The sequence below is a fragment of the Streptomyces adelaidensis genome, assembly GCF_016598475.1.
Taxonomy (GTDB): domain Bacteria; phylum Actinomycetota; class Actinomycetes; order Streptomycetales; family Streptomycetaceae; genus Streptomyces; species Streptomyces adelaidensis.
On the sequence record NZ_JAEMUX010000003.1, the window covers coordinates 95,843 to 120,905 of the forward strand.

General features: G+C 69.9%; 25 protein-coding genes and 2 pseudogenes. 20 read left to right on the plus strand and 7 right to left on the minus strand.

The window, feature by feature from the left end:
* Positions 1 to 396 precede the first annotated feature (396 nt).
* From I8N67_RS02460 to I8N67_RS02510, 11 genes are all read left to right on the plus strand, one after another.
* Entirely contained in the window at positions 397 to 876 is a 480-nt protein-coding gene (locus I8N67_RS02460) for an SRPBCC family protein (protein ID WP_200300873.1), read from the plus strand.
* Between the two features lie 55 nt (positions 877 to 931).
* Positions 932 to 2,188, plus strand: coding sequence for an aspartate aminotransferase family protein (locus I8N67_RS02465; RefSeq protein WP_200300874.1), 1,257 nt, complete (start codon positions 932 to 934; stop codon positions 2,186 to 2,188).
* 35 nt (positions 2,189 to 2,223) lie between these two features.
* Entirely contained in the window at positions 2,224 to 3,270 is a 1,047-nt protein-coding gene (locus I8N67_RS02470) for an SDR family oxidoreductase (protein ID WP_200300875.1), read from the plus strand.
* A 25-nt stretch (positions 3,271 to 3,295) separates the two neighbouring features.
* Positions 3,296 to 3,754, plus strand: coding sequence for a hypothetical protein (locus tag I8N67_RS02475; protein ID WP_200300876.1), 459 nt, complete (start codon positions 3,296 to 3,298; stop codon positions 3,752 to 3,754).
* Positions 3,751 to 4,728 carry a bifunctional lysylphosphatidylglycerol flippase/synthetase MprF gene (locus I8N67_RS02480; RefSeq protein WP_200300877.1) on the plus strand — a complete coding sequence of 326 codons (978 nt, stop codon included), beginning with the start codon at positions 3,751 to 3,753 and terminating at the stop codon, positions 4,726 to 4,728. The genes I8N67_RS02475 and I8N67_RS02480 overlap by 4 nt, the downstream gene beginning before the upstream one ends.
* A 25-nt stretch (positions 4,729 to 4,753) precedes the next feature.
* Positions 4,754 to 5,704: a ferritin family protein gene (locus tag I8N67_RS02485; RefSeq protein ID WP_200300878.1), complete on the plus strand. Its 951-nt coding sequence runs from the start codon at positions 4,754 to 4,756 to the stop codon at positions 5,702 to 5,704.
* Positions 5,701 to 6,615 (plus strand): alpha/beta hydrolase family protein, encoded by a 915-nt coding sequence (locus I8N67_RS02490; RefSeq protein WP_200300879.1) that lies wholly within the window; start codon positions 5,701 to 5,703, stop codon positions 6,613 to 6,615. The genes I8N67_RS02485 and I8N67_RS02490 overlap by 4 nt, the downstream gene beginning before the upstream one ends.
* Positions 6,602 to 7,732 carry an acyl-CoA dehydrogenase family protein gene (locus I8N67_RS02495; RefSeq protein ID WP_200300880.1) on the plus strand — a complete coding sequence of 377 codons (1,131 nt, stop codon included), beginning with the start codon at positions 6,602 to 6,604 and terminating at the stop codon, positions 7,730 to 7,732. The genes I8N67_RS02490 and I8N67_RS02495 overlap by 14 nt, the downstream gene beginning before the upstream one ends.
* A gap of 54 nt (positions 7,733 to 7,786) precedes the next feature.
* Positions 7,787 to 8,266, plus strand: coding sequence for a type II toxin-antitoxin system RatA family toxin (locus tag I8N67_RS02500; protein ID WP_200300881.1), 480 nt, complete (start codon positions 7,787 to 7,789; stop codon positions 8,264 to 8,266).
* The gene (locus I8N67_RS02505; protein WP_307835126.1) at positions 8,263 to 9,840 is read left to right on the plus strand and encodes an MFS transporter; all 1,578 of its coding nucleotides are present in this window, start codon (positions 8,263 to 8,265) and stop codon (positions 9,838 to 9,840) included. Before I8N67_RS02500 ends, I8N67_RS02505 begins: the two co-directional genes overlap by 4 nt.
* A 280-nt stretch (positions 9,841 to 10,120) precedes the next feature.
* Complete coding sequence (locus I8N67_RS02510; protein ID WP_200300883.1) at positions 10,121 to 10,639, plus strand: flavin reductase family protein; 519 nt, start codon at positions 10,121 to 10,123, stop codon at positions 10,637 to 10,639.
* Here the strand turns inward: I8N67_RS02510 and I8N67_RS02515 are convergent.
* Positions 10,639 to 11,733 (minus strand): annotated as a pseudogene (locus I8N67_RS02515) (IS110 family RNA-guided transposase); the annotation flags it as partial. The gene I8N67_RS02510 and the pseudogene I8N67_RS02515 overlap by 1 nt on opposite strands.
* Positions 11,734 to 12,244: 511 nt before the next feature.
* Here I8N67_RS02515 and I8N67_RS02520 point away from each other — a divergent pair.
* From I8N67_RS02520 to I8N67_RS02530, 3 genes and pseudogenes are all read left to right on the plus strand, one after another.
* Positions 12,245 to 12,382: pseudogene (locus tag I8N67_RS02520) on the plus strand (undecaprenyl-diphosphatase); the annotation flags it as partial.
* 131 nt (positions 12,383 to 12,513) lie between these two features.
* Positions 12,514 to 12,693: a hypothetical protein gene (locus tag I8N67_RS02525; RefSeq protein WP_200300884.1), complete on the plus strand. Its 180-nt coding sequence runs from the start codon at positions 12,514 to 12,516 to the stop codon at positions 12,691 to 12,693.
* A complete protein-coding gene (locus I8N67_RS02530; RefSeq protein ID WP_200300885.1) occupies positions 12,690 to 13,304 on the plus strand; it encodes a chloramphenicol phosphotransferase CPT family protein in 615 nt (204 codons plus the stop codon). Before I8N67_RS02525 ends, I8N67_RS02530 begins: the two co-directional genes overlap by 4 nt.
* A 3-nt stretch (positions 13,305 to 13,307) precedes the next feature.
* Here I8N67_RS02530 and I8N67_RS02535 read toward each other — a convergent pair whose 3' ends face one another.
* On the minus strand, positions 13,308 to 14,048 hold the full coding sequence (locus tag I8N67_RS02535; RefSeq protein WP_200300886.1) for an SDR family oxidoreductase: 741 nt from the start codon (positions 14,046 to 14,048) through the stop codon (positions 13,308 to 13,310).
* Between the two features lie 234 nt (positions 14,049 to 14,282).
* Between I8N67_RS02535 and I8N67_RS02540 the strand changes: the two genes are divergently transcribed.
* Entirely contained in the window at positions 14,283 to 15,242 is a 960-nt protein-coding gene (locus I8N67_RS02540; protein ID WP_200300887.1) for an expansin EXLX1 family cellulose-binding protein, read from the plus strand.
* Positions 15,243 to 15,443: 201 nt separating this feature from the next.
* Entirely contained in the window at positions 15,444 to 16,670 is a 1,227-nt protein-coding gene (locus I8N67_RS02545) for a serine hydrolase domain-containing protein (protein ID WP_200300888.1), read from the plus strand.
* A 23-nt stretch (positions 16,671 to 16,693) separates the two neighbouring features.
* On the opposite strand, the gene I8N67_RS02550 is transcribed toward I8N67_RS02545, so the two are convergent.
* Positions 16,694 to 17,311 carry a DUF4291 domain-containing protein gene (locus I8N67_RS02550; protein ID WP_200300889.1) on the minus strand — a complete coding sequence of 206 codons (618 nt, stop codon included), beginning with the start codon at positions 17,309 to 17,311 and terminating at the stop codon, positions 16,694 to 16,696.
* 167 nt (positions 17,312 to 17,478) lie between these two features.
* Here I8N67_RS02550 and I8N67_RS02555 point away from each other — a divergent pair, with 167 nt between their 5' ends.
* Both I8N67_RS02555 and lnt read left to right on the plus strand, forming a co-directional pair.
* Positions 17,479 to 17,976, plus strand: a complete 498-nt coding sequence (locus tag I8N67_RS02555; protein WP_200300890.1) for a nuclear transport factor 2 family protein — start codon at positions 17,479 to 17,481, stop codon at positions 17,974 to 17,976.
* Positions 17,977 to 18,106: 130 nt separating this feature from the next.
* Entirely contained in the window at positions 18,107 to 19,672 is a 1,566-nt protein-coding gene (gene lnt / locus I8N67_RS02560) for an apolipoprotein N-acyltransferase (protein WP_200300891.1), read from the plus strand.
* Here lnt and I8N67_RS02565 read toward each other — a convergent pair.
* On the minus strand, positions 19,593 to 20,501 hold the full coding sequence (locus I8N67_RS02565; protein ID WP_200300892.1) for a Gfo/Idh/MocA family protein: 909 nt from the start codon (positions 20,499 to 20,501) through the stop codon (positions 19,593 to 19,595). The two genes, lnt and I8N67_RS02565, sit on opposite strands and share 80 nt — an antisense overlap.
* 74 nt (positions 20,502 to 20,575) lie before the next feature.
* On the opposite strand from I8N67_RS02565, the gene I8N67_RS02570 reads away from it, so the two are divergent.
* Both I8N67_RS02570 and I8N67_RS02575 read left to right on the plus strand, forming a co-directional pair.
* A complete protein-coding gene (locus tag I8N67_RS02570) occupies positions 20,576 to 21,088 on the plus strand; it encodes a DinB family protein (RefSeq protein ID WP_200300893.1) in 513 nt (170 codons plus the stop codon).
* A 207-nt stretch (positions 21,089 to 21,295) separates the two neighbouring features.
* Positions 21,296 to 21,784 (plus strand): hypothetical protein, encoded by a 489-nt coding sequence (locus tag I8N67_RS02575; protein WP_200300894.1) that lies wholly within the window; start codon positions 21,296 to 21,298, stop codon positions 21,782 to 21,784.
* 23 nt (positions 21,785 to 21,807) lie between these two features.
* Here I8N67_RS02575 and I8N67_RS02580 read toward each other — a convergent pair whose 3' ends face one another.
* From I8N67_RS02580 to I8N67_RS02590, 3 genes are all read right to left on the minus strand, one after another.
* On the minus strand, positions 21,808 to 22,299 hold the full coding sequence (locus I8N67_RS02580; RefSeq protein ID WP_200300962.1) for a hypothetical protein: 492 nt from the start codon (positions 22,297 to 22,299) through the stop codon (positions 21,808 to 21,810).
* Positions 22,300 to 22,541: 242 nt separating this feature from the next.
* The gene (locus I8N67_RS02585; protein ID WP_200300895.1) at positions 22,542 to 23,225 is read right to left on the minus strand and encodes a uracil-DNA glycosylase; all 684 of its coding nucleotides are present in this window, start codon (positions 23,223 to 23,225) and stop codon (positions 22,542 to 22,544) included.
* A 132-nt stretch (positions 23,226 to 23,357) separates the two neighbouring features.
* Entirely contained in the window at positions 23,358 to 24,938 is a 1,581-nt protein-coding gene (locus tag I8N67_RS02590; protein ID WP_200300896.1) for an ABC transporter substrate-binding protein, read from the minus strand.
* Between the last annotated feature and the right edge of the window lie 125 nt (positions 24,939 to 25,063).

Consider the following 25,063-nt stretch of genomic DNA (forward strand, 5'->3'; position numbering starts at 1 on the left):
CCTCGGCCTCCTCAGCACAGGAAACCGCCCCCTGCCCGTGCGCCGAAACCGGCGCGGCCTGCTCCCCGGCGCCTGCGCGACGGTCCCCCGGCCGTCGGCCTCGACGCGGACACATGGGTAAGACCCGATCCGTTTCCTTACCTGGGAAGCGCCACCGACGGGTGCGGGAACAAGGGCCTCAGCAGTCCCTGTTCTCGCTGGTCATAGCACTTTCTGCTGACGTAGTCACCAGTCGGACGGCCCGCCTCGTGAAAGCGCGAGGCGTAGGAGGTACCCCTGAATTCACCGATGGACTCTTGACCTTTAAAGTATCTTGGCTAGGGTTAACGCAGCCTCTCGGTGAACAGAGTCGGCCGAGTGCAGGAGGTCACGCCTTCGTATGCGTTTGGAGGACTGATGAATCACCCAGCGAGAGTCGAGGAAAGCGCTCTCGTCGTGGCTACCGCAGAGTCCGTCTACCGTGCGGTGAGCAATGTCCGACGCGTGGGCGAGTGGAGTCCGGAATGCGTGGGGGTGTGGTCCCGAAGTCAACGGTTCGAGGTGGGAACGCGGTTCATCGGATGGAATCGTAAGCGACTGTGGTTCTGGTTCACCTCATGCGTCGTCGTAAGAGCCGAGCCCGCACGGGACTTCGCCTTCAAAGTGAGTACGTTCGGCATGCCGGTGGCACTGTGGGGCTACCGATTCGAGGCCAGGGAAACGGGCTGCCTGGTGACGGAGTACTGGGAGGACCTGCGGTCCGGTCGCAGCGCCCCGATCGCCAAGCTCCTCGGCCTGGTCTTCACCGGCACCTCGCCGAAGCGTCGTACGGCGGCCAACCGGGAGGGCATGCGTGCCACACTCGCCAGGCTCAAGGCAGTGATGGAGCGACCATGAGGCCCCGTCCGTATTCGGCGAACAATGAGCAGCTTTCCTGGAGAAAAACACCAGAATGAATACATTCTTAGCGCCCAGAGGCGTTTCCGCCGACGAAACTGTCGCCCTGCACCGAGCGCACCTGAGCAAGGGGAGAAGTCAGCTCGCCGCGATATTCGGTAGTCTCGTCGAGCAATCCGCTTCCGGCAGCCGCGTCACCACGACCGATGGGCAGGAATTCCTCAATTGCGGTGGCTACGGCGTGTTCTTCACCGGAGCCGGGCACCCGCATGTCGTTACGGCCGTGCAACAGCAGGCGGAAAAGCAGGCCCTTTCCACCCGTCTTTTCCTTGATCCCGCGGTCGGACTCGCCGCGCGGGAGCTGACCTCGGTGGCACCGGCCGGTCTTGAAAGGGTCCATTTTTCCGGATCCGGTACCGAGGCCACGGAGACGGCCATCAAACTGGCCAGGGCCCACGGGAAGCGCCGCCTGATCTCGATGGAGAACGGATACCACGGCAAGACCGTCGGCGCCCTGTCGCTGACGGCGAACTCCTTCTACCAGGATCCCTTCCGGCCGCTGCTGCCCGACGTGGACCACGTTCCCTTCGGCGACACTGCAGCGCTGGCCGAGACCCTCGGGGCAGATGGCGACGCCTGTGTCGTGCTGGAACCGGTACAGAGCGAGGCTGGCGTGATCGTACCACCGCCCGGCTACCTCAAGGAAGTGGCGACCCTGTGCCGGGAGCACAACGCCTTTCTGGTGGTCGACGAGGTGATGACAGGACTTGGACGGCTGGGCGCTTGGTGGGGCTGCGACCTCGCGGAGGTGCGGCCCGACGTCCTGCTGGTCGGGAAGGCGCTCTCCGGCGGCGTGGTCCCGGTGTCGGCCGTGCTGGCCACCCCCGAGGCGTTCGAGCCCTTTGATTCCGACCCCTTCCTGCACACCTCCACCTACTCGGGGGCGCCGATCGCGATGGCCGCAGCACGCGCCACCGTCGAGGTGATCCGTGACGAGGGCCTGGTCGACCGAGCCGCCGAGACCGGCGCGCGGCTGCTCGAAGCCCTGCGAGCCATAGCCGCCGACCGGGCCCCGGGCCTGGTCCGCGAGGTGCGCGGCGTCGGCCTGCTCATCGGCGTCGAACTGGTCGACGCCAGCCAGGCAGGGGAACTGCTGCTGGAGCTGGTCGACCGTCATGTGGTGGTCAACCACTCGCTCAACGCGCACCCGGTAATACGCATCACCCCGCCTGCCATCATCACCCCCGACGAGGAGACCCAGCTGCTGCAAGCGGTGGACGGGGCGCTGTCGGCCATGGCGAAGAAGTTCTGAGTCCGGTCTCCCGACAGCCTCGAAAGGCCACGAACATGACCTTATTACGCAAGACCGTCCTGCTCACCGGCGGCTCCGGAGTGCTCGGCACCGCGCTCATACCGCAGCTGAGACACCATCGCATCATCGCCCTGGCCCATCGAAAACCCCCCTCCGGCTGCGACAAGGTGGTGCACGGAGACGTGTCCCAGCCCCTGCTGGGGCTGGACGCGGCCGACTACCACAAGCTCTGTGCCGAGGTGGACGCCGTGATCCACGCCGCGGGCATGGTGAAGTTCAGCAGCACCGCGGAGGAGATGGAAACCCTCAACGTCAGCGGCGCCCGTGGGATGTCGCGGTTCGCTGTCGATGCGGACGCACCCCTGATCCACGTCAGCACAGCCTACGTCGCACGCGCGGAGGAGATCCAGGCGGCGGGCGGAGACCAGGCCGGCCGGGCTGGCAGCAGTCCGGCGCTGTACGTGACGTCCAAGGTCGCCGGCGAGGAGATCGTCCGGACGAGCGGCGCACAGGCCGTGATCGTACGGCCGTCGATCATCATCGGCGACTCCGTCACCGGGGAGATCTCCGAGGCGCAGGGACTGCACACCTTCGCCCACAACGTCCTGCGCAACCGGCTGCCGTTCGTGCCCAGCGACCCCACGGGCTACGTCGATTTCGTCCCGCAGGACCTGGTAGCCCGGGCGATCGTGACGCTGATGGACAGGGACGTCCGGCAGGGGGAGTACTGGATCAGCAGCGGGTCCCACTCGCTCACCTCCCACCGGCTGACCGAGGTGATCATCGAGGAGGCCGCCGCGCAGGGCATCACGGTCAACCCTCTGCGGGTGCTCGCCCCAGACATCGTGGAACGACTGATGCGCCCCGCCTTCTTCGATGTCGTACCGGACTGGGCGAAGGCCCGGCTCGATCGGCTGCTGGACATGACCGCCGTGCTCTTCCACAAGCACCCGATCCCCAGTTCGCTGACCGAGATTCCCGGCTGTGAGTCCGCGGCGGACGTCAGGGCCAGCGAGAAGGCGTGGCGGGCCTCGATCCGCCACATGATCCAGAGCCGGTACAAGATCTACGCCACGGCCTGACCGCCCGAGTGTCAGGAGGAAAACCATGAGCGCGGAGGAAGCCTTCGGACACCGGCAGAACTACCGCACCACGCGTGCGGAGTACCTCGGCGTCTTCGCCGTGGCTGCCGTCGCCTTTCTGTGGCACATCGACGAGGTGCGCTGGGGACCGGCGATCCTGCTGTTCGTCTACATCGACATCATCGGCTACATCCCGGGCCTGATCGCCTACACCCTGTCCAGGGACGGGCGGATCCACCCGGTGTTCCACATCCTGTACAACGTCATGCATACCTGGCTGACAGCCGGCCCGGTGATCCTGCTGTGGGCCTGGCTGGTGGGTCCGGAATGGGCCCTGCTGGTCGTCCCGCTGCATCTGTTCGGCGACCGCGGTCTGCTGGGCAACTACGCCAAGCCGATCAGCGAGCCGTTCGAGCACTTCGAGACCGGCCGTCAGAAGGCCTTCCGCACCGCACGGCAGGCGGCGGAGGTGCATGCCGTATGACGACCTCGCGACAGGACGCGCTGGACAGCATCGCCGCGTACGCCGATCATCCCAGCGGGTTCCTCGCCTACAGCGACGGCATGGAGCACTACACCTCCGCGTCCGTGCCTGGTGTCATCGCCTACCGGCGGCGTGGCGGCACCGTGTTCACCTTCGGTGGGCCGTTCGCGCCCGCCGAGCACCGCGGCGCGCTGCTGGCCGAGTTCCAGGAGCGGGTGGTCGGCGGCCGGGACCGGCTGGTGGCCGCACAGGTCCGGGCCGCTGACCTGGACGTGTTCACCGGCCGGGACTGGACGGTCAACCAGTTGGGCAGCTCGTACAGCATCGATCTGACGGGCTTCTCGCTGAAAGGCAAGGCGCTTGCGAAGATCCGGCAGAACATGGCCCGGGCCAGACGGGAGGAAGTGTCGGTCCGCGAGGTGCCGGCCACCGACCCGCCGTCGGCGCTGGACGAAATCGACCGCATGTGGCTGCGCGAAAAGGGCTGGCACGTCAAGCGGATGACCTTCCTGGTGGGCGAACGCACCGGCCGGGGTACCCCGCACCGGCGGCTTTTCGTGGCCGAGAGGGACGGGGCCGTGATCGGCTACGTCTCCTACTCTCCGGCGTACGGCAGCCGTCCCGGCTGGCTGTACGACCTGACCCGGCGCACCCCGGAGGCCTCGGTCGGCACGATCGAGCTGATCAATTTCGCCGCCCTGCAGACGTTCACCGAGGAAGGAGCCGAATGGCTCCACCTGGGACTGACCCCGTTCGCCGGGCTCGGGACCGAGCCTGCCAACGCCAGCCCGCTGCTCACCCGGATGGTGCGGCTGATCGCCGAGCGGGGCGCGTTCGTGTACCCAGCCCGATCTCAGCAGGCGTTCAAGCTCAAATGGGCGCCGCAGGCGATCGAGCCCGAGTACGTGGCCTTCAGAGGCGGACCCCGGCCACCCTCCCTCTGGCAGCTGTTCCGCATCACCAACGCAATCTGACCCGACCAACCTTGAGGACGACAGGATGACGACGAACATCGCAACCGAGGCGGACTGGGACCTGGCTCCCAACGTGCTGGAGGGCGCCCGGACGCTCAGGCTCAGTCCCGAACAGTGCGACCTGGACTACTGGATCGCCAACGTCGCCCAGGGCACGCTCAAAGGGCTGGTCAACGGCCACCACCCGGACGCCGTGACACCCGACTACATGGTCAAGCCCGGCCCCCTGCGCGACGCGCTGCTCTTCGAGTTCTCCTTCCGCTCCATCGCCGAGGACAAGGCCGCACGGGCCATCACCTCCCTGGTGCAGAACGCACCTGATGTGAAGTCCATGGAGTTCTTCGCCACTCAGCTCATCGACGAGGCCCGGCACGCACAGGCGTTCCGGGCGCACATGCTCGAAGTCGGCGTACCGGATGCAGAACTCGACGGGGTCATCGAGGAGTACGCGGGCGAGAGCCGGCGCAACGTCCTGGACCCGCTGGAAGAGTTCGGTCTGGATGTGATGAAGGGGCCGCACGCCTTCGTCTCCGGAGTCGCGGTCCTGACCATCCTGGTGGAGGGGGTGCTGGCGCCCACCGGGGAACTCAGCGAGCACAAGTGGAAGGCCGTCGACCCTGCGGCGGCGAGCGTGGAGCGCGGAGCGGGCATCGACGAGATCCGGCATCTGACCGTCGGCAGCGAGATCGTCAAGCGGCACCTGGAGCAGGACCCGTCGCTCAAGGACCATCTGACGGACGTGATCCGGCGCGGAAACGAGCTGTGGGCCAAGCTGCCGGTGTTCGCGGTGCTGCAGCGCCGTGAGGAGCTATTCCAGGCCGGCATCCAGCAGATCGCCGATGTCATCGGTGACCACGAGATCTGGCCGGGCCGCCGACTGCTGGACACCTCTCCGGACGAGAGGATCACCACAGCCCTGGACTGGTCGGCCCAGACGCAGGCCGCCCGCCTGGCCTACATGGGGATGGGCGAGTGAGCGACCGGCCCAAGCGTCCGTCGGCGGACTCCGCAGCCGATCGTTTCACGGTGCCGCTGCCGGACGGAGCCGAGCTGTCGGTGCTCCACTGGCCGGGCCCGGAGGGCACCCCTGTGGTGGTCGTGTGGCCCGCGCTCGGCGTACGGGCGCGGTTCTACCGGCGGTTCGCCGGCGCGCTGGCGGCGCACGGCCTGGGTGTGGCGGTGGCCGATCTGCGTGGGTACGGCGACAGCCGGCCCAAGCCCGACTCCTCGGCCCGGTACGGCTATCAGGAGCTCGCCACCGTGGACTACCCCGCCGTCTTCGCCGCTCTGCGCGAGCGGGCGCCGGGTAGCGCGGTGTTCTTATTGGGGCACAGCATCGGCGGGCAGATCGGTCTGATGTACGCGGCCCGGAATCCGGCCGAGCTGGACGGGGTGCTGCTGGTCGCGGCGGGCACACCGCACTTCCGCACCTATCCGGGGCTCACCGGGCTGATCCCGCTCCTGGGCACCAACGCCATCGCGGGTGTCGCGCGGCTGCGCGGCTACTGGCCCGGCGACGTCCTGCGCTTCGCCGGGCGTCAGTCCCGGGTCCTGGTCGGTGACTGGGCCCGGATGGCCCGCACCGGCCGCTACCGCCCGGCCGGCGCCGACGTCGACTACGAACAGTTGATCTCGGACCTTCGCCTGCCGGTGTTCGCGGTATCGGTCGGCAACGACCTGCTGGCCCCGCCCGGCGCGGTGGACGCGCTGTGCGGGCTCCTGCAAGACGCGGAGGTGTCCCGCTGGCACCACGCCGACCGGCTCAGCCACACCGCCTGGGCCAACCGTCCCGAGCCGATCGCCAGGGAGATCGGCCGATGGATCGACAGCACGCTCGCGAGCAAGCCCTGGCACGGACCCGTAGGAGACAGCAATGCGGTTTCTTGAGTCAGAGCGCGAGACGCTGGAGACGTTCCTGCCCGGCCTGGACGAGCGGCTGGCCGCTCTTCCTCTGAAGGAGCGGGAACGGCCGCAGGGCCCCTCACTGACCCTGTTCAAGGAAGCGGGCGGTCCCGGGCTCGTGGTGCCCTCGGAGCACCGGGGCCTGGGAGCGAGCGCCGTTCAGGCCGTACGGCTGCAGCGGGCTGTGGCCTCGCGCAGCCCGTCCCTGGCGGTGGCCACCACCATGCACCACTTCTCGGTCGCGGGACTGATCCAGGCGTACGAGGCCACCAAGGGATCGGAGTGGATGCTCCTGGAAGCCGTCGCCGACCAGAAGCTGCTGATGGCCTCCGGGTTCGCCGAGGGAAGGTCGGGGCAGTCGATCCTGGCCTCCTCCATCACGGCCCGCCAGGACGGTGGCGACATCATCCTCAACGGAGTCAAGAAGCCCTGCAGCCTGTCCGCGTCGATGGATCTGCTGACCGCGTCCGTGATGCTCGACACCGACAGCGGTCCGCAGCTGGCCGTGGCGCTGGTCTCCGCCTCTGCCCCCGGCGTCTCCGTGCACCCGTTCTGGGGTACCACCGCGCTGGCCGGTGCCGAGAGCGACGAGGTACGGCTCGAGGACGTCCGGGTGCCCGCGGACATGGTGGTCCGCACCGAACTGGGCGAGGACGGCAGTCTGGACCGCATCCAGACCGTGGGCTTCATCTGGTTCGAGCTCATGATGGCGGCCTCGTATCTGGGCATGGCCAGCGCGCTGGCGGAACAGGTGCTCGCCCGGGACCGGACGGACGCCGCCGAGCGGGCCCGGATCCTGGTGGAGCTGGAAGCCGCGATGGGCGCCATCGTGGGCGCCGCCTCTCCGCTGGACGGCGACGGTCCCGCGGGGCAGGCGGAACTGCTGCAGTCGCTTGTGGTCCGGTTCTCGGTACACGACACCATCGACCGGGTGGTGCCGCGCTGTCTGGAGGCCCTCGGTGGCATGTCGTACGTCTCCAGCGACGAGACGTCGTATCTCGCCGCGTGCGCGGCCGCATTGAAGTTCCACCCGCCGTCGCGCGCCTGGTCCGCTCAGGCGCTGTGCACGGCCTTCGCCGGCGGACCGCTGGTCCTGGGCTGAACCGAGCCGCCGTGGCCGGTCTTGAAGCGTTCACTTCTCTGGAAGGAATCCGCAATGCCCTGCTTGATACGTGTCGAGGGTCTGCTCTCCAGTCAGGACGCGGACAAGGTGTTCGACCGCGTTCGTGACTTCGAGCGGTACGCCGACCACACCGACGCCGTGCGCGAGGTAACGCTAACCGCCGACGAGGCGGGCACTGTCGACTCCGCCTGGGCGGTGAACTTCCGCGGCGGCGTCCTGCACTGGACCGAACGGGACTTGATCGACCCCGCCGCCCGGACCATCACCTTCGAACAGCTCACCGGGGACTTCGCCCGGTTCGCCGGGAGCTGGGACGTCCAGCAGACCGACGACGACGTCGTGGTGCTGTTCTCCTGCGAGTTCGACATGGGCATCCCCAGCCTGGAGCCGATCATCAACCCGGTCGCCATGCGCGCCCTCGTAGAGAGCATCGGGCTCATCCTGCGCGGTCTGCTGGGAGAGGAAATCGAGCTCACCAGCAGCCACGAGGACACCGCGGTCGTCGGCTCGTGAGGGCCAGGGCGCCGGAAGGGCGCGGCCCACGCTCACTGCGCCTTGCCTTCATCTGCGCCGGCGTCGTCATGGTCTACCTGGACAGTACCGTCGTGGGAGTGGCACTCCCCGACATGCAGGAGAAGATGGACATCGGGGTCTCGGCCCTGCAGTGGGTGTTCGACATCTACGTCCTCACCTTCGCCTGCTTCCTGCTCACGGCCGGCACGCTCGGCGATGCCCTGGGGCGAGGCCGGGTCTTCCTGGTCGGTCTGACCGGCTTCACCGCCGCGTCGGTGGCCTGTGCGCTGGCCCCCGGCATCGAGGCGCTGCTGGTGGCTCGGGCCGTACAGGGTGTCTTCGGAGCCGTCATGATCACCGTATCGCTTGCCCTGATCCGGCAGCTCTACACGGAGGAGCGAGCGCGGGCCTCGGCGGTGGCGACCTGGGCCGGGGTGGGTGGCGTCGCCCTGGCCGCCGGTCCGATCGTCGGGGGGCTGCTGGTGGAGGCCTACTCCTGGCAGAGCATCTTCTGGATCAACCTGCCGATCGGCATCCTGGCGCTCGGGGCTCTGGCCTGGGCGCTGCCGCTCGGCAAAGGCCGGGCGACAGCCGGGCGGAAGGCCGACTGGCTCGGTCAGCTACTGTTCGTCACCGGCATCGGATCGATGGCCTACGCCCTGATCGAGGCCGGCCAGCGGGGCTGGGGATCAACGCTGGTCGTCGGGCTGCTCACCGGCTCGGTGCTGGTTCTCGCCGGGTGTCTGCGCTGGGAAAGCCGGACCGCGCACCCCATGCTGCCGCTGAACCTGCTGCGCCACCGGGTCGTGCTGATGACCTGCTCGGTCAACTTCCTCGGTTTCTTCGGCCTGTACGGGGTCATCTTCCTGCTCACTCTGTTCCTGCAGCAGGTGAACGGGCTCACCCCCGTGCAGACCGGTCTGAGGCTGTTGGCGCTGACCGCATCCATCACGGTGGCGTCGCTGATGGCGCCGACCGTGGCCGTCCGGCTGGGCACCCGGCTCGCCATCGTGGTCGGTTCCCTGGTGTCGGTCGCAGGGTTCGTGGGCCTGGTGGGCATGCAGGCCGACAGCGGCTTCGGAACGTACTGGTGGCCCCTGGTCCTGATCGGCACCGGCGTGTCCGTGGTCGGGGCACCGGCCACGGTGGCGCTGCTGTCGGCGGTGCCACCGGATCAGGCGGGTGTCGCCTCGGGGATGTCTCAGACCTGTCGCCAGGTCGGGGCCGTCTTCGGCGTGGCCCTCTCCGGCACCGTGGTCCAGCAGCGGCTGCACTCGGGTCTGCCGGACGTGCTGGCCGCAGTTCCGCTGCCGGACGCCGCCCGGGAGAGGCTGGCCGACGCGATCGAGCACGGGCAGACGGCCGGCACCGACGCTCTGCCGGCCGACATCCGGCAGAGCGTGCTGCGCTCGGTGGGCGACCTGATGGTGAGCGGGCTGCACACGGCCGTCCTGGTGGCTGCGGCGGGCGCGGCTCTGGGCGCCGTCGCGGCGGCCCTACTGCTGCGGCGACAGGGCAGCGGTTCGACGCCGGTACCCGCGGCGGCCGAACTCCCTCCGAGAACCTCCTCCTAGAGCCGTGACCCGAACAGTCCGCCGAAACAGTGCACCGGCTCGCCGGTCACGGCGTGCGAGGGCGTCGAAGGACAAGCCACCAGGCGGACTGCGGAACTCGCGCACCACAGGTACCGCATCCAGCCGTCGCGCGTCCGACGGAAGTTCGGCGGCAGGGCCCGTCCGGGCTACGGCCTGGGACCGGCCGCCCGGCAGGCGGTTGCCGCCGACGGCCCGCACACGTGATCACGAAGCCCGGCGGCAACAGGCCACCGAATCGTCCCCCTAGGAGTGCACAGCCATGACCAGGCCCGTCGAGTCGGCCCGAGCGAAGGAGTTCCGCTCGCTGATGTCAGGTTTTCCGACCGGTGTCGTTGTCGTCACCACGTTCGGCCCCGACGGCGGGCCACACGGCATGACCTGCTCCTCGCTCTGCAGCGTGGCACTGGATCCCCCGACGCTGCTGGTCTGTGTGAGACAGGGCAGTTCCACCCTGGAGGCAGTGGAGCAGCGCGGGTCCTTCGCCGTCAACGTGCTGCACAGCGGCGGGAGGCCGGTGGCGGAGCTGTTCGCCTCGGGCGCGCCGGACCGCTTCGACCGGGTGCCCTGGAGGGCCGGGCCCGCGGCGGCTGGTCCGCATCTCCCCGACTACGCCCGGACGGTGGCGGACTGCAAGGTGACGGGGACTGCTAAACCAGTAGGCGACCACACCGTGGTGTTCGGCGAGGTCCTGGAGGTGACCTCGCACCTGACCGCCGCCGCTCCGCTGCTGTACGGCCTGCGGCGGTACGCCACCTGGCCGACCGGTCACCGGGCATGAGTGAGCATGTGCCAGATCGCGGTGATGATCGAGTGCTCGACGGCGACCAGTGCCTTCATCGGGCCGCGGCGTGCGGTCAGTCGCTTGTAATGGGCCTGCAGGTAGGTGTGCTTGGTCCTGACCGCGCCGAAGGCGGCGAGGCCGAGGGCTCCTTTGGAGTAGGGGTTGCTGGGGGGACTTCGGTGTTCTTGGTGCGGCCGGCGGACTCGTGGTGGCCGGGGCAGACCCCGGCCCAGGACGCGAGGTGCCTGGCCGTGGTGAACCGGGTCATGTCGCCGCCGGTCTCCGCGATGATCACTTCGGCGACCGCTCGGTTGATCCCGGGGATGGTGTCGAGCAGGTCGAGGGCGGGCCGAAAGGGGGCCATCGCCTCCTCGATCCGCTCATCCAGTTGCCCGATGGCGGTGGTGAGCTGGTCGTAGTGGTCCAGGTGCAGCCGGGTGAGGAAGGCATGGTGGGCGCGGAAGCGGCCGGTCAGGGCCTCGGTGAGTTCGGGGATCTTGTTGCGGAGCCGGCGCTTGGCCATCTCCGCGAGTGCCTGTGGGTCGCGTTCACCGCGGATGAGGGCTTCCAGCATGGCCCGGCCGGAGACGCCCATGATGTCGGAGGCGACCGCGGCCAGCTTGATCCCGGTGTCCTCCAGCAGCTTCTCCAGTCGCTGGACGATCTGGCCGCGTTCGCGGGTCATCTGGGTGCGGGTGCGGGTGCGGGTCAGATCCCGCAGCTCGCGTACCGGCTGGGGTGGCACGAAGGAGGGGCGGACCAGGCCGTGGGCGCCGAGCTGGGCCAGCCAGGCCGCGTCGGAGACGTCCGTCTTGCGGCCGGGCAGGTTCTTGACCTGCCGGGCGTTGACCAGGATCACGTTCAGGTCCTCGGCCAGCAGGTAGTAGAAGCTTCCAGTAGTCCGAGGTCGCCTCGATCACGACCAGGGTCACCTGGGCGGCGAGCAGGTGCTCGCGCAGGGCGAGTACCGCGTTCGTCGTCGATCCCCAGGTGGTGGTCTCGGTCGTGAACGACCCCCGCCGCTTGGCGCTTGGGGTGCGCACGCACGCCTTGGCGTCCTTCTTGCGCACGTGCTCACAGCAACAGTCCACGGTTCCCGTGGACGGCCCCCAGCGCCACACTGATCTGCGAGCTCACCGGCATCACAGAGGCATCGACTTCGGCCGGAACGAACCCCACCAGCCTCCCGGACAAGCATCAGCCCCCGTCAGGGCACACAAGAAGCACCTCGGCGCACGCCACGGCAACCACGCCCCCGGCGCGCACCGAAGGTGCGCTGGATCGCTGACCTGCGACTTCACGGCACAGGTGATTTCGGATCCGGTCACCGACCGCGGAAGTCCAGCTCGGGGCGCGGACTTCCGGCGCCGTCAACCGCGTCGTCCCGAACGACGACCTGAGTCTGGAAGCGACTGGCCTCGCGCGCAAGCTGGCGAACGGCCCCACACGCGCTCACACCGTACTCAAGTGCAAACCAGGTGGCTGCGCTTCGCGGCCAGCGAGGGAGAGCACTGGAAAGTGGTGCCATCTCCCACTGCTCTACCATTCGATCTTGAAGTGTGGTGGAAAACAGCAGGTCGCGGCGGCTCGGGACAAGTCGGCATAAGTTCGTTCATGAAGTTCATCACCACGAAGAGCTTCATGCCCTTCGTCTGGTACCGCATCGCCCTCGGGATCCTCATCGTCGTCCTGGTGTCGACGGGCGTACTGAGCCCGCACGCGGGCGAGTCGGCGGGCTGATCCGTCGGGGTTCTCAGTCGGGGTTCTCGGTCGGGGCCGCTCCGCCCCAACTCCCTTCCGTGACCAACCACATACGGCATCCGTAGCCGCCCAGTAGCGCACTGTCAGTCCCGGCGCCTACTCTTGTTCGCATGTCCCCCGATTCCCTTACTCGTGGTTCCGTGCGGTCTGCCGCCGACTTGAACGACCAGATCCGAGCGCTGTGGCGGCGTGCGGGCGGGTCGTTGTCGGCGCAGGAGCGCGCGGAGTACGAGCTGCTGGTGGTGGAGTGGGCCGCGGCGATACGTGGAACCGTCGTCGAGGCCGCGTGAGCCCTGCGGAGCGAGCTGCCGACGGACAGGACAGCGGCCCCGGCCCCGGCCCCGGCCCCGGCCCCCGCGGACTGATCATCTTCCTGAACGGCACGTCCAGTTCGGGGAAGTCGAGTATCGCGGTGGAGTTGCTGCGGGTCCTCGACGAGCCGTACTTCCACATACCGGTCGACGCGTTCCACGCGATGCGCACCCGCCGGGAGATCCCGCCCGAGCGACTCCCCAGCGTGCTGCACCACACCTGGCGGGGCTACCACCGCGCGATCGCCGGCATGGCCGCCGCGGGCAATCACGTCGTCATGGACCACGTCCTGAGCGAGGAGTGGCGGCTGCGGGACTGCCTCGACCTCTTCGTACCGCAGGACGTCGTGTTCGTCGGCGTGCACTGCCCCCGCGCCGAACTCGAACGACGTGAGCGGGAGCGCGGCGACCGCCCGGCGGGGCTGGCCGCACGTCAGTTGGCGCAGGTGCACGCACACGGCCTCTACGACGTCGAGTGCGACACCGGCCTGGCCGACCCCCTCCAATGCGCCGTGCGCGTCAAGGAGTTCCTGGCCGACCGGCCCTCCCCGACCGCCTTTCAGCGGCTGCTCGGCAAACGGCGCGGCTGACGCTCAGCGGCCGCCGGACACCCGCAGCACGGCGCCCGTGGTGTACGAGGCCTCCGGGGGCATCAGCCAGGCGATGGCCGAGGCGACCTCGTCGGCGCGGCCGGAGCGGCGGAGGGGTACGGAGGCGGCGATCCGCTCCGGGCGCTCCGGGTCACCCATCCTGGCGTGGATCTCGGTGTCGATCACACCGGGGGCGACCGCGTTGACGCGGATGCCGTCGGGGCCGAGTTCCTTGGCGAGCCCGGTGGTGGGCGCGTCGACCGCGGCCTTGGTCGCGGCGTAGTGGACGTACTCGCCGGGGCTGCCCAGTGTGGCCGCAGCCGAGGACACGTTCACGATGACGCCGCTCCCCCAGGCCGCCAGCACCTCGGCCGCCCGGCGCGAACACAGCAGCACACCGAGGAGGTTGACCTCCGCCACCCGGCGCAGGACCTCCGTGCCGGTGTCGGTCAGCCTCCCGAACGGGCCCGTCATCCCGGCGTCGTTGACCAGCCCCGTGACCGGTCCGAGCCGGTCCGCCGCCGTCTCGAAGAGCCGGTCCACGTCGGCCTCCACCGAGGTGTCGGCCATGACCGTGACACAGCGCGCCCCGTTCGCCCGCACCCCCGTCGCGATCCACTCGGCCGCCGCGCCGTCGTTCACATACCCCACGACCAGGTCGTGCCCGTCCGCCGCGAGCCGCAGGCATGTCGCCGCACCGATCCCCCGGCTGCCACCCGTGACGACGGCCAGCGGACGTGTCATTCCAACCTCCCGGACGGTGGACGTGATGTGAGCGGCGTTCAGCGACCGCCAGGCTCGGCGACCGATCATCCTACGATCACAGACCAGCCGCCATGTGCCCGTCGAAGGCGAAGGCAACCGTTCCGGGCTCGGCGGCGACTGAGGAATGGGAAGCTCCTTTCACCAGAGCTCCACAGGAACCACACGGACCCCATCTGCTCACCCGAACCACGCAAGGACCCAAAGGACTTAACCGTGGCATCCCGTTCCCACCGCTCCGCCCGCCGGCCCAAGCGGCGCACCGCCCTCGTCTGCGTCGCCGCCGTGGCCGCGGTCGGGGTCGCCGCGTCCCTGGTCATAGCCTTCGGCCCCGACCGCGAGACCGATGCCGGGAAGGTCGCGGCCGCGCCCACCCCTGTCGCCTCCGCCCCCCGGGAGAGCCCGCCGTCCACGGCACCGGAGCGGAAGCCCTCCACGCCGTCCCCGCCCTCCCCGACCCCCTCGGTCACCAAGAAGACCCCCGCTCCCGCCAAGACCACCGCCGCGGCGCGACCGTCACCCGCGAGCACCCGGCAGGCCGGGTCCGCCTCGGCCCCGTTGGCCGGGCGGATCCGCCCCGGGGTCGACTACGAAGGGGTCGCCACCTTCTACGACGCCGGTACCGGCGACGGTGCCTGCTCGTTCGGCCCGGACGACGACGTCATGACCGCGGCGATGAACACCACCGACTACGAGGTCTCCAAGGCCTGCGGGGCGTATGTGCGTGTCCGCGCGGCGGGCGGCGCCGCCGTCACGGTCCGGATCACCAACGAATGCCCGTCGCCCTGCAAGCCGGGTCAACTCGACCTCAGCTCCCAGGCCTTCGCCAAGCTCGCCGCCCCGTCGCAGGGCCAGATACCGATCACCTGGACGCTGCTCAGCCCCGGCACCTCCGACCAGCTCTCCATCCGGTACAAGACCGGCTCCAGCCGCCACTGGTGCGGCATCCAGGTCATCGGTCACCGCAACCCGGTGGCACGACTGGAGGTCCGCGACGGCGGTGCCTGGACGCGGCTGACCCGTACCGAATACAACTACTTCCTCTCCGAGCAGGGCAGCGGGTGCGGCGGCGCGATCAGGGTCACCGACATCTACGGCGAACAACTGACCGTCGAGGGTGTCGCGCTGCGGCCGGAGGCCGTGCAGTCGGCCGGGGTCCAGTTCGCCGCGCACTGATCCCGCCCGCGAGCCGCGGCACGGCACGGATCGGCACGGATCGGATCGGATCGGATCGGATCGGATCGGATCGGCCGGACATAACGAGGATGGAGCCAGGTAGAACCGGATAGCGCCGGATAGCGCAAGCGCGCGAGCGCACGGCCGGGGTCGCGGCCAATGCTGGGTGTGCCCTGCCCCACCGACCCTCCCGGGACCCCCATGCCACTCACGCCCCCGCCCCAGACCCGCCTCCACCCCCGTCCCCGTCCCCGGGCGCGCCTGCGCCGGTCACTCGTCGCCCTGCTCGGTGCCGCCTGCCTCGGTGGCCTGCTCGTCGCTCCGACCGCGGGTGCCGCTGACGGCAGCGGATCTCACGACGGAGGCGAGCGCGCCCTGCGACGGCAGCTCGAAGAGCTGGTCACCACACCCGGTGGGCCGCCGGGTGTGATCGTCGTACTGCAGCGGGGGGAGGCGTCACGAGTCGTACGTGCCGGGGTCGCCGACCTGGAGTCCGGCCGGCCGATCGAGCCCACCGACAAGATGCGGATCGCCAGTACGGCGAAGGCGTTCAGCGGCGCCGTGGCGCTGCGTCTGGTGCAGCGCGGTGTGCTCGACCTCGACGCCAGGATCGGGCGCACCCTGCACCGGCTGCCGCGCGCGTGGCGGTCGGTGACGCTCCGGCAGCTGCTGAACCACACGAGCGGGCTGCCCGACTACAGCGAGGACCCGGAGTTCCTGGAACTGCTCCTGGCGGACCCGCGCCGGACCTTCGACCCCCGCCGGCTGCTGGACTTCGTACGGGACGAACCGCCGCACTTCCCCCCGGGCTCCGAGTACCGGTACTCCAACTCGGACAACATCGCCGTCGCGCTGATGGCGGAGGCGGCGACCCACCTGCCGTACGAAGAGCTGCTCCGTCGTATCGTCGAGCGGCCGCTCGGACTGCGCGACACCAGCCTTCCCCTGGGCTATGAGATGCCCGAGCCGTTCATGCACGGCTACGCCGTCGACCCGCCGGAGCCGCCGGAGGATGTCAGCGAGGCGCTCAGCGCCTCCGGTGTGTGGGCCTCGGGCGGGATCGTCTCCACACCGCGTGACATGACGCGGTTCATCCGCGCCTACGCCTCCGGAAAACTGACCTCCGCGGCGGCTCTGCGCGAGCAGCGGCGCTGGATCGAGGGGGCGTCCGAGCCGGCCGGACCCGGCCGCAACACGGCAGGACTGGGCATCTTCCGCTACAGCACCCGCTGCGGGGTGGTTCTGGGGCACACCGGGAACTTCCCCGGCTACACGCAGCTGATCGCCGCGACCCCCGACGGACGGAAGTCGCTCACCTTCTCCCTCACCACCCAGATCAACAGGACGACGAAGCCGGACCTCCTGGCGAAGCTCCGCACGATCGAGGAGAACGCGGTCTGCGTCCTGCTCCGCCACGACCACGGCTGACCCCGTCCCGGCGCTCCGGGCGTTCAGCGGCGCAGATGTTCCAGCACTTCGTCCGCGACGGGATACGGCCGCTCCTCGGGCAGCAGTCCGGTCGCCGCGTCCAGGTCACCCGCCCGTACGAGGCCGTGTATCTCCCTGGCGAGCGGCGTCACGTCCTCGATGCCGACGATCCACTCGTCCGCGTACCGGGCCGCCGCGTCGCCCGCCAGGCCCAGCTGCAACGAGCGGTGCTGCAGCGTGTTCAGCCGCAGGTCGCGCTCGGGGTCCCACTGCACCCGCGCGGGCGACCCGCGGAGCTCCCGCTGCCAGGCGGTCTGGCTCTCGTGCAGGTCAGGCACGTAGTGCGAGAGGCAGGAGTTGCGCAGCGCCCACTCGAAGCCGTCGCGGCCGATCTCCACGGCCAGTACCGTCTCCTGGCCCTCCTTCAGGCCCCAGCCGCAGCGGTACATCATCCACAGGAAGGACGGCTTGATCCAGGTCATCCGGTCCCGCTTCCAGGCCGCCGGGAAACGGCCGGCCCGCGCGGCCGGGCCGCCGATCTCGGGACGGTACGCCTGGTAGACGGTGACCGTGTCCTCGGTGTGGCGGGCCCGGATCCGGAACTTGGGCTCCGTCGTCGTTACGCGTTCATGTTCGTTCACGGGGTTCAGACTCGATCACCGAGGCATCCCGAGGCCACCGAATATCGACGAATATCGGCAGCTATCGACGGCCGCGGACCGTGGCCGGTGGGCCTGACCCCTGAAATATCCCCCATCTGCCCGCACGCCCCTTGGCGTGGCGCGTCCCGTACCCCAACACTGAGCCGATGACGCAGCGCGTGGAGCTCGCGACCGTGATGGACCGACTCGCCGTCGACGGCCTGATCACCGAGTACGCGGTGGCGGTGGACGACGGCGACTGGGCGGCGTACCGGGGCCTGTTCGCCCCGGACGGCCGTGCCGACTACCGCTCGGCCGGTGGTATCGAGGGCGACGCCGCCCAGGTCGCCGGATGGCTGACCCGGAGCATGGAGCTCTTCCCGATGCGGCAGCATCTGATCGTCAACCGGCGAGTGCGGTTCGGCCACCTGGAGCAGGACACCGGCGACACCGCCCACGTCCAGGCGGACTACATCAACCCGATGCGCTTCGCCGGCCACGACGGCGGTTCCACTGCCCCCGACTTCGTGTGCGGCGGGCGGTACGCCTTCGCCCTGGTCCGTACCCGCGACGGCTGGCGCCTGAGCGAGGTCGTGGTGCAGGAGAAGTGGCGCCGTGCCCCGGAAGGCCTCACCCCCGACCGGCACCCGTCCTCGGCGACCTGAGCGCCCTTTCCCTGTCCGCGCACCCACCCCCCCCACCCGCGCTCCATCTTCGTCGTTCCCCCGCCCCCTGTCGGAGATCGTCCCCGGCGCGCACACTGGAGAGACGCACCACCGGGGAGGGAGGCGCTGTATGAAGACGCCCGACTGGCTCGCCTCCCCATGGCGGCGTCGTGCGTCCGTCGCCGTGGCCGGTGCGCTGCCTGTGCTCGCGTTCCCGGCGCCGGCCCTGTGGTGGCTGGCGTATGTCGCGCTGGTGCCGTGGATGCTGCTGGTCCGCGCGGCCCCGACCGGGCGGCGGGCCCTGCGCGACGGCTGGCTCGGCGGCTTCGGGTTCATGCTGGCCATGCACCACTGGCTGCTGCCGAACCTGCATGTGTTCACCTTTGTCATCGCCGGTCTGCTCGGGGCGCTGTGGGCGCCCTGGGCGTGGCTGGTGCGCCGCTTCCTGGCCGGTACGCCCTCGTCCGGGCGGATAGCCGCCGCGCTGCTGGTCCTGCCGTCGGGCTGGCTGGCGATCGAGCTCGTCCGCTCCTGGCAGGGGCTCGGCGGGCCGTGGGGCCTGCTGGGTTCCAGCCAGTGGCAGGTGGAGCCCGCGCTGCGGCTGGCCTCGGTCGGCGGGGTCTGGCTGATCAGCTTCCTGGTGGTGGCGGTCGACGTGGCGGTCGCCGTGCTGGTTTCGGTACGGCGGTCCCGGGCGCCGGCGCTCGCCGGTCTCGTCACGGCGGCCATCGCGACCTCGGCGGTCTGGCTGTGGTCACCGCGCCCCGAGGTGCGGGGCGGGGTGCGGGTCGCCGTCGTTCAGCCCGGTGTCACCGACGGCCCCGACAACCGGTTCGCCCGCGAGGAGGCGCTCACCCACGGGCTCGCCGGTCAGGACCTCGACCTGATCGTGTGGGGCGAGAGCAGCGTCGGTTTCGACCTGGCCGACCGGCCCGACCTCGCCGACCGGATCGCCGCGCTGGCCCGCGAGACGGACACGAACATCCTCGTGAACGTCGACGCCCGCCGCTCCGACCGCCCCGGCATCTACAAGAGTTCGGTGCTCGTCGGCCCCGAGGGCCCGACCGGCGACCGCTACGACAAGATGCGGCTCGTCCCCTTCGGCGAGTACATCCCGGCGCGCTCGCTGCTCGGCTGGGCGGCCTCCGTCGGCGAGGCGGCAGGCGAGGACCGCAGGCGCGGCGCCGAGCAGGTCGTCTTCGACTCCGGGAAGGGGCTGCGGATCGGCCCGATGATCTGCTTCGAGTCCGCGTTCCCGGACATGAGCCGCCATCTCGCCCGGGACGGCGCCGAGTTGCTGCTCGCACAGTCGGCGACCTCGACGTTCCAGCAGAGCTGGGCGCCCGAGCAGCACGCCTCGCTGGCCGCGCTGCGGGCCGCCGAGACCGGCCGCCCGATGGTCCACGCGACGCTCACCGGTGTCTCCGCGGTGTACGGCCCCCAGGGCGAGCGCGTCGGTGCCCGGCTCGGCACGGACGAGAGCACGACGGCGGTGTACGAGGTGCCGCTGGCGAGCGGTACGACGCCGTACGTCCGGTTCGGCGACTGGCCGGTCCACGCGGCGCTGCTGACCCTGGTCGCGTGGGGCGCGTTCGAGGGCGTACGGGCCGTGCGGCTCAGGCGGCGGACGGGGACTCCACCGCCCGTACCACCCGCTCGCACAGCTCATGGGTCGCCAGCGCGTCCCGCGCGCTGAGCACCTTGCCCGCGCGTACGGCGTCGAGGAAGGCGAGCACCGCCTGCTCGATGCCGCGCTGCCTGGCCACCGGCACCCAGTCGCCGCGCCGCCTGACGGACGGCTGCCCCTTGTGGTCGACGACCTCGGCCAGGTTCAGCACCTGCCGCTTGGTGTCCTGGCCGGAGACCTCCAGGACCTCCTCCGCCGAGCCGCTGAGCCGGTTCATGACACCGAGCGCGGTGAACCCGTCCCCGGAGAGCTGCAGGACGACGTGGTGCAGCAGCCCGCTCTCGGTGCGGGCGCGCACGGTCACGTCGTCGATCTCCCCCGGCACCAGGAACCGCAGGGTGTCGACGACATGGATGAAGTCGTCCAGGATCATCACGCGTGGCTCTTCGGGAAGGCCGATGCGGTTCTTCTGCATGAGGATCAGCTCGCGCGGATGGTCGGCGCACTGCGCGTACCCGGGCGCGTACCGGCGGTTGAAGCCCACGGCGAGGCCGACGTTCCGCTCCTCCGCGAGCCGTACGAGCCGTTCCGAGTCGGTGAGTTCGTACGCGAGCGGCTTGTCGACGTACGTGGGGACGCCCGCCTCCAGCAGCCGCCGGACGATCTCGGGGTGGGCCCCGGTGGGGGCGTGCACGAAGGCCGCGTCGAGGTCCTGGGCGAGCAGTGCGTCGAGGTCCGCGTGCCGCTGTGCGGGTGGGAGGCGGAGGCTGTCGGCGACCCGGGTGAGGGTGGCGGGTGTCCGCGTCTGCAGATGGAGTTCGATCCCCGGCTGCGCGCCGAGCACCGGCAGATAAGCCTTCCGCGCGATGTCGCCGAGTCCGATGCAGCCGACCTTCACAGGGGTCTCCCGTCCACGGTGTGCCGTCGAATATGCCTCGTCGGCAGCATACGTGGGCTGCGAAGATGGCCGGCATGACGATCCCGCGCACCGAACCCTCCGTCACCGCCGGCGAACGGGCCATGCTCGAAGGCTGGCTCGACTACCACCGCGAGACTCTCGCGATCAAGTGCGAGGGCCTGGACGACGCCCGGCTGCGGACCGCCTCGGTGCCACCCTCAAAACTGTCGCTGCTGGGGCTCGTACGGCACATGGCGGAGGTGGAGCGCATCTGGTTCCGCAGGGTGCTGGTGGACGACGACCAGGGGCCCCTGTACTTCAGCGAGGCGGACCCGGACGGGGAGTTCCACCTGACCGAGCGGGACACCTGGGCGGACACGTACGGCACTTGGCAGGAGGAGATCGCGATCGCCCGGCGCAACGCGGAGGGCTTCGCCCTGGACGACATCAGCAAGGCCGTGCACCGGCGCGCGGGCGAGCCGCCGAGCCTCCGGTGGATCTACACCCACATGATCGAGGAGTACGCGCGGCACAACGGGCACGCGGATCTGATCCGGGAGCGGATCGACGGGGCCACGGGGTACTGAGCGGAGACGGGTGGCCGCCCGGGGTCCCGGCGTACGGAGCCCTGCGTACGGAACTCGGGGTCGAAGCGCGTGCCCGGGGTCGAAGCGCGTGCCGGGGGCCGTCGGGGCGGGCGCGCGGCGTCGCAGGCGGGCCCGCGCGTCACCCGTGTGGGGCATCCTCCGCCTGCTCCGCCCCCAAAGCTGCCCGGACACAGCAGAGTTGCGCGCGTGTATCGACCGACCACCACCGCGACGCTCCTGGTCACCGTGGCCTTCTCGGCCCTCACCGGCTGCGTGACCGCGCCCCACCCACCCCCGCCCGAGGCGTCACCCGTGCCGACCCGGCCGACCGAACCCCGCCCGGACGGCACCACCGAGACCCAGATCGTGCAGGCCCCGGCACTGGAGGCGCTGGAGCTGATCGGCCCGTCACGCAGACCCACGCCGAGCACATCCTCGACGCCGAAGCCCGCCACCTCGGCTCCCGCCGCCACACCCACCCTCACCGCACCCCGCCCCGACGACGAACGGCCCGCTCCCCCGGAGCGGCCCGAGCCGCCCGAGCGCCGGCCCCGTGTCGAGATCCCGCCCATGACCGAGACGATCCCGACGGACCCGCCGAAGAACTCCGACGTGTGCGCGCTCGGCCACCAGTACGGCGGCTGGGGCAAGGACACCCCGCAGGCGGCCATCTGCAAGGACGTCTACGGCCGTTGAGACGTCCCGGGCCCGGCCGGCCGTCACCGCTGGGGCCGCTGTCTCGGCGGCCCCGGCGTCTGCCCTCCGGCCGGGTCCGCCTCGTCGAGTCGGGACTCCAGCCGTGCCAGGGCGGATCTGATGCCGTCGCCGTAGCCGTCGTCGCTCAGTGTGCCGACCGCGGCCCGGGCCAGGCGCAGATGGCTGCGGGCCGCCTCATGGCGGGTGAGCTTGGCGTAGTCGGCGGCGAGGTTCAGGTGCAGCGAGGGGTAGAAGGCGCGTACCGCGAGGCCGTCGTGGTGCTCGGCCACGCGGCCGTCGGTCAGCTCGTCGGCCGCCGACAACGCCCTGAGGTCCCAGGCCAGTTCGTCGTCCGGGTCGTCCTGGGTGTCCGCCATGTAGTGGGCCAGCGTGCAGCGGTGGAGCGGGTCGCCGTCCTCGCCGATCTCCGCCCACAGCTTCAGGAATCGGTCGCGGGCCTCCTCGCGGTCACCCGCGTGGTGCAGCATGACCACCTGCCCGATCCGGGTCATCATGGCGTCCGTCGCCGCCTGCTCCTGTCGCTCCACCGCGGGGTCCTCCACACTCGTCGCCCCTGTCCCGCCTGTCCCTGCCGACGCTAACGGCAGGCACTGACAATCGCGGTCAGGCGGCTCCGTACGGCCGCGCAGGCGCCCCGGCGGCCGTACGGGCGGGCGGCTCGCAGGGGCGGGCGAGCAGAGGGCTACGGGCAAGCGGCGGGCGGCGGGCGACGGGCAAGCGGCGGGCGGCGGGCGGCTCAGCCGAGGTTCGGGATCGTCCAGTCGATCGGCTCGTGGCCCTGCCCGGCGATGGCCTCGTTGATCTGCGTGAACGGGCGGGAGCCGAAGAACTTCTTGGCGGACAGCGGCGAGGGGTGTGCGCCCTTGACGACCACGTGGCGCTCCTCGTCGATCAGCGGGAGCTTCTTCTGCGCGTAGTTGCCCCACAGCACGAAGACGGCCGGATCCGGACGGTCGGCCACCGCGCGGATCACGGCGTCGGTGAACTTCTCCCAGCCCTTGCCCTTGTGCGAGTTGGCCTCACCGGAGCGGACGGTGAGGACCGCGTTGAGCAGCAGCACGCCCTGCTCGGCCCACGGCAGCAGATAGCCGTTGTCCGGGATCGGGGTGCCCAGCTCGGCCTGCATCTCCTTGTAGATGTTCCGCAGGGAGGGCGGGGTCTTCACACCCGGCCGCACGGAGAAGCACAGTCCGTGGCCCTGGCCCTCGCCGTGGTACGGGTCCTGGCCGAGGATCAGGACTTTCACGCGTCCGTACGGTGTGGCGTCGAGGGCGGCGAAGACCTGCTCGCGCGGAGGGTGGACGGGACCCCTGGCACGCTCCTCCTCGACGAACTCGGTGAGTTCCTTGAAGTAGGGCTGCTGCAGCTCGTCCCCCAGGACCCCGCGCCAGGACTCGGGCAGCATGGCGATGTCGGTCACGTCAACTTCCTCCGGTGTGCGCTCACTTCACAGCCACGGAACACGCGGCCATGGACGGCCGCGCTTCGCGCGGCCGTCGTCAGAGCACAGAACCTACAGGCGCCCACTGACAATCGGGCCGGCCCCCCGGAACTACCAGCTGGTCTTCCAGGACAGCTGCCACATCGCCATCATCGTCGCCGGGTCGATGACGTTCTCCAGACCGGCGATCTCCTCGTCGGCGGCCGTGTACGCCTTGCCCTGCCACAGCGGAATCAGCCGGGCGTCGTCGACGAGGATCTTCTGGGCCTCCTCGAACTCCTCGACCACGGCACCGCGGTCGCTCTCCGCGCGCGACTCCGGCAGCAGGGTGTCGGTGATCTTGGGGGAGTCGTACGGCGTGCCGAGCGCGTTCTGCTCGCCCACGAAGGGCGCGATGAAGTTGTCGGCGTCGGCGAAGTCGGGGTTCCAGCCTCGCCCGAACACCGGGTACTCGCCCTTCTGGTAGCCCTGGGAGTACGTCTTCCAGGGGCGGCTCTTGAGCGTGACGTCGAACAGGCCGGATGCCTCCAGCTGCCGCTTCAGCTCCTCGAAGGCCGGCTTGGTCTGAGAGCCGTAGCGGTCGGAGGTGTACCAGAGAGTGAGAGGAACCGTTTCCGTGATCCCCGCGTCGGTGAGGATCTGCCTGGCCTTGGTCGCGCTGGGGTTGCCGTAGTCGTCGAAGAAGCCCGTCGTGTGGCCCACCAGACCCCTGGGGATCATGGAGTACAGCGGCTCGACGGTGTCCTTGTAGATGTTGTGGGCGAGCGCCGGACGGTCGAGGACCTGGGCGACCGCCTTGCGGACGGCCGGGTTCTTGGCCCAGGTGTCCTTGGGGTTGAACACCAGGTAGCTGATCTCGGAGGTGGGGTTCTCCACGATCTGGAGCTGCTCCTCCTCGTGGTTGGCCTCGATGTCCACGATGTCCGCGGCGCCGAGACCTCGGTAGATGACCGAGATCTGCTTGTCCTTGAGGGCCTTGACCAGCTTGTCCGACTGCTGGAAGTAGCGGATGGTGACGGACGAGTTCTTGAGCTCCGCGATGCCTTCGTAGTTCTCGTTGGCGACCAGTTCGGCCTTGTCGCCGTCCTCGTAGGAGGCGAGGCTGTAAGGGCCGGAGCCGCTGATCTTCCCGTCCTCGCGGACCTTGTCCGCGGAGTAGTCCTCGGGGTCCACGATCGACATGGCGGGCGTGGTGAGGACGAGGGGGAAGGTGGCGTCGGGCTGGCTGAGGTGGAAGACGACCTCCCGGTCGCCCTTCACCTGCACCCGGGAAAGGGTGCTCAGCAGACCGGCGGGGCCACCGTTGACGTTGATCTTCTTGATCCGGTCGAACGAGAACTTGACGGCCTGGGCGTCCAGCGTGTGCCCGTCGGAGAACTTGAGGCCCTCGCGCAGCGTGCAGCTGTACACCGTGCTGGAGCTGTCCGTGAACTCACAGCTCTGGGCGGCGTCGGGTTCGGGCTCGGTGGCGCCGGGAGAGTAGTTCAGCAACGTCTGGTAGACGTTGCGCATCAGCTCCCAGGAGCTGTCCCAGGCCGCCGCGGGATCCAGTGTGCTGGGCGCACTGGTGGTGCCCACGATGATGGGGTCAGCGTCTTCCGAGGCATCCGAGGAGAACACGCCGCACCCCGCCACCATGGATATGGACGCGATCGCCGCCAGTGGCGGCAAATACCGGTTCCGGTTGAACACGTGCATGCTCCTCGAAATGCCGTACACAAGAGTGGCCGAACGATACCGCAGGCCCCGGGGACCGATCCCGTCCGGTTGACAGAAGGCTTGATCGGCATGCTGGTGACGGCCCGGTCGAGCTTTGG

What these genes read in the sequence shown, in the direction of transcription:
- I8N67_RS02460 (WP_200300873.1), top strand. Translation starts at nt 397, where the DNA reads ATGAATCACCCAGCGAGAGTCGAGGAAAGCGCTCTCGTCGTGGCTACC.
- I8N67_RS02465 (WP_200300874.1), top strand. Translation starts at nt 932, where the DNA reads ATGAATACATTCTTAGCGCCCAGAGGCGTTTCCGCCGACGAAACTGTC.
- I8N67_RS02470 (WP_200300875.1), top strand. Translation starts at nt 2,224, where the DNA reads ATGACCTTATTACGCAAGACCGTCCTGCTCACCGGCGGCTCCGGAGTG.
- I8N67_RS02475 (WP_200300876.1), top strand. Translation starts at nt 3,296, where the DNA reads ATGAGCGCGGAGGAAGCCTTCGGACACCGGCAGAACTACCGCACCACG.
- I8N67_RS02480 (WP_200300877.1), top strand. Translation starts at nt 3,751, where the DNA reads ATGACGACCTCGCGACAGGACGCGCTGGACAGCATCGCCGCGTACGCC.
- I8N67_RS02485 (WP_200300878.1), top strand. Translation starts at nt 4,754, where the DNA reads ATGACGACGAACATCGCAACCGAGGCGGACTGGGACCTGGCTCCCAAC.
- I8N67_RS02495 (WP_200300880.1), top strand. Translation starts at nt 6,602, where the DNA reads ATGCGGTTTCTTGAGTCAGAGCGCGAGACGCTGGAGACGTTCCTGCCC.
- I8N67_RS02500 (WP_200300881.1), top strand. Translation starts at nt 7,787, where the DNA reads ATGCCCTGCTTGATACGTGTCGAGGGTCTGCTCTCCAGTCAGGACGCG.
- I8N67_RS02510 (WP_200300883.1), top strand. Translation starts at nt 10,121, where the DNA reads ATGACCAGGCCCGTCGAGTCGGCCCGAGCGAAGGAGTTCCGCTCGCTG.
- I8N67_RS02525 (WP_200300884.1), top strand. Translation starts at nt 12,514, where the DNA reads ATGTCCCCCGATTCCCTTACTCGTGGTTCCGTGCGGTCTGCCGCCGAC.
- I8N67_RS02535 (WP_200300886.1), bottom strand. Translation starts at nt 14,048, where the DNA reads ATGACACGTCCGCTGGCCGTCGTCACGGGTGGCAGCCGGGGGATCGGT.
- I8N67_RS02545 (WP_200300888.1), top strand. Translation starts at nt 15,444, where the DNA reads ATGCCACTCACGCCCCCGCCCCAGACCCGCCTCCACCCCCGTCCCCGT.
- I8N67_RS02555 (WP_200300890.1), top strand. Translation starts at nt 17,479, where the DNA reads ATGACGCAGCGCGTGGAGCTCGCGACCGTGATGGACCGACTCGCCGTC.
- lnt (WP_200300891.1), top strand. Translation starts at nt 18,107, where the DNA reads ATGAAGACGCCCGACTGGCTCGCCTCCCCATGGCGGCGTCGTGCGTCC.
- I8N67_RS02570 (WP_200300893.1), top strand. Translation starts at nt 20,576, where the DNA reads ATGACGATCCCGCGCACCGAACCCTCCGTCACCGCCGGCGAACGGGCC.
- I8N67_RS02580 (WP_200300962.1), bottom strand. Translation starts at nt 22,299, where the DNA reads ATGATGACCCGGATCGGGCAGGTGGTCATGCTGCACCACGCGGGTGAC.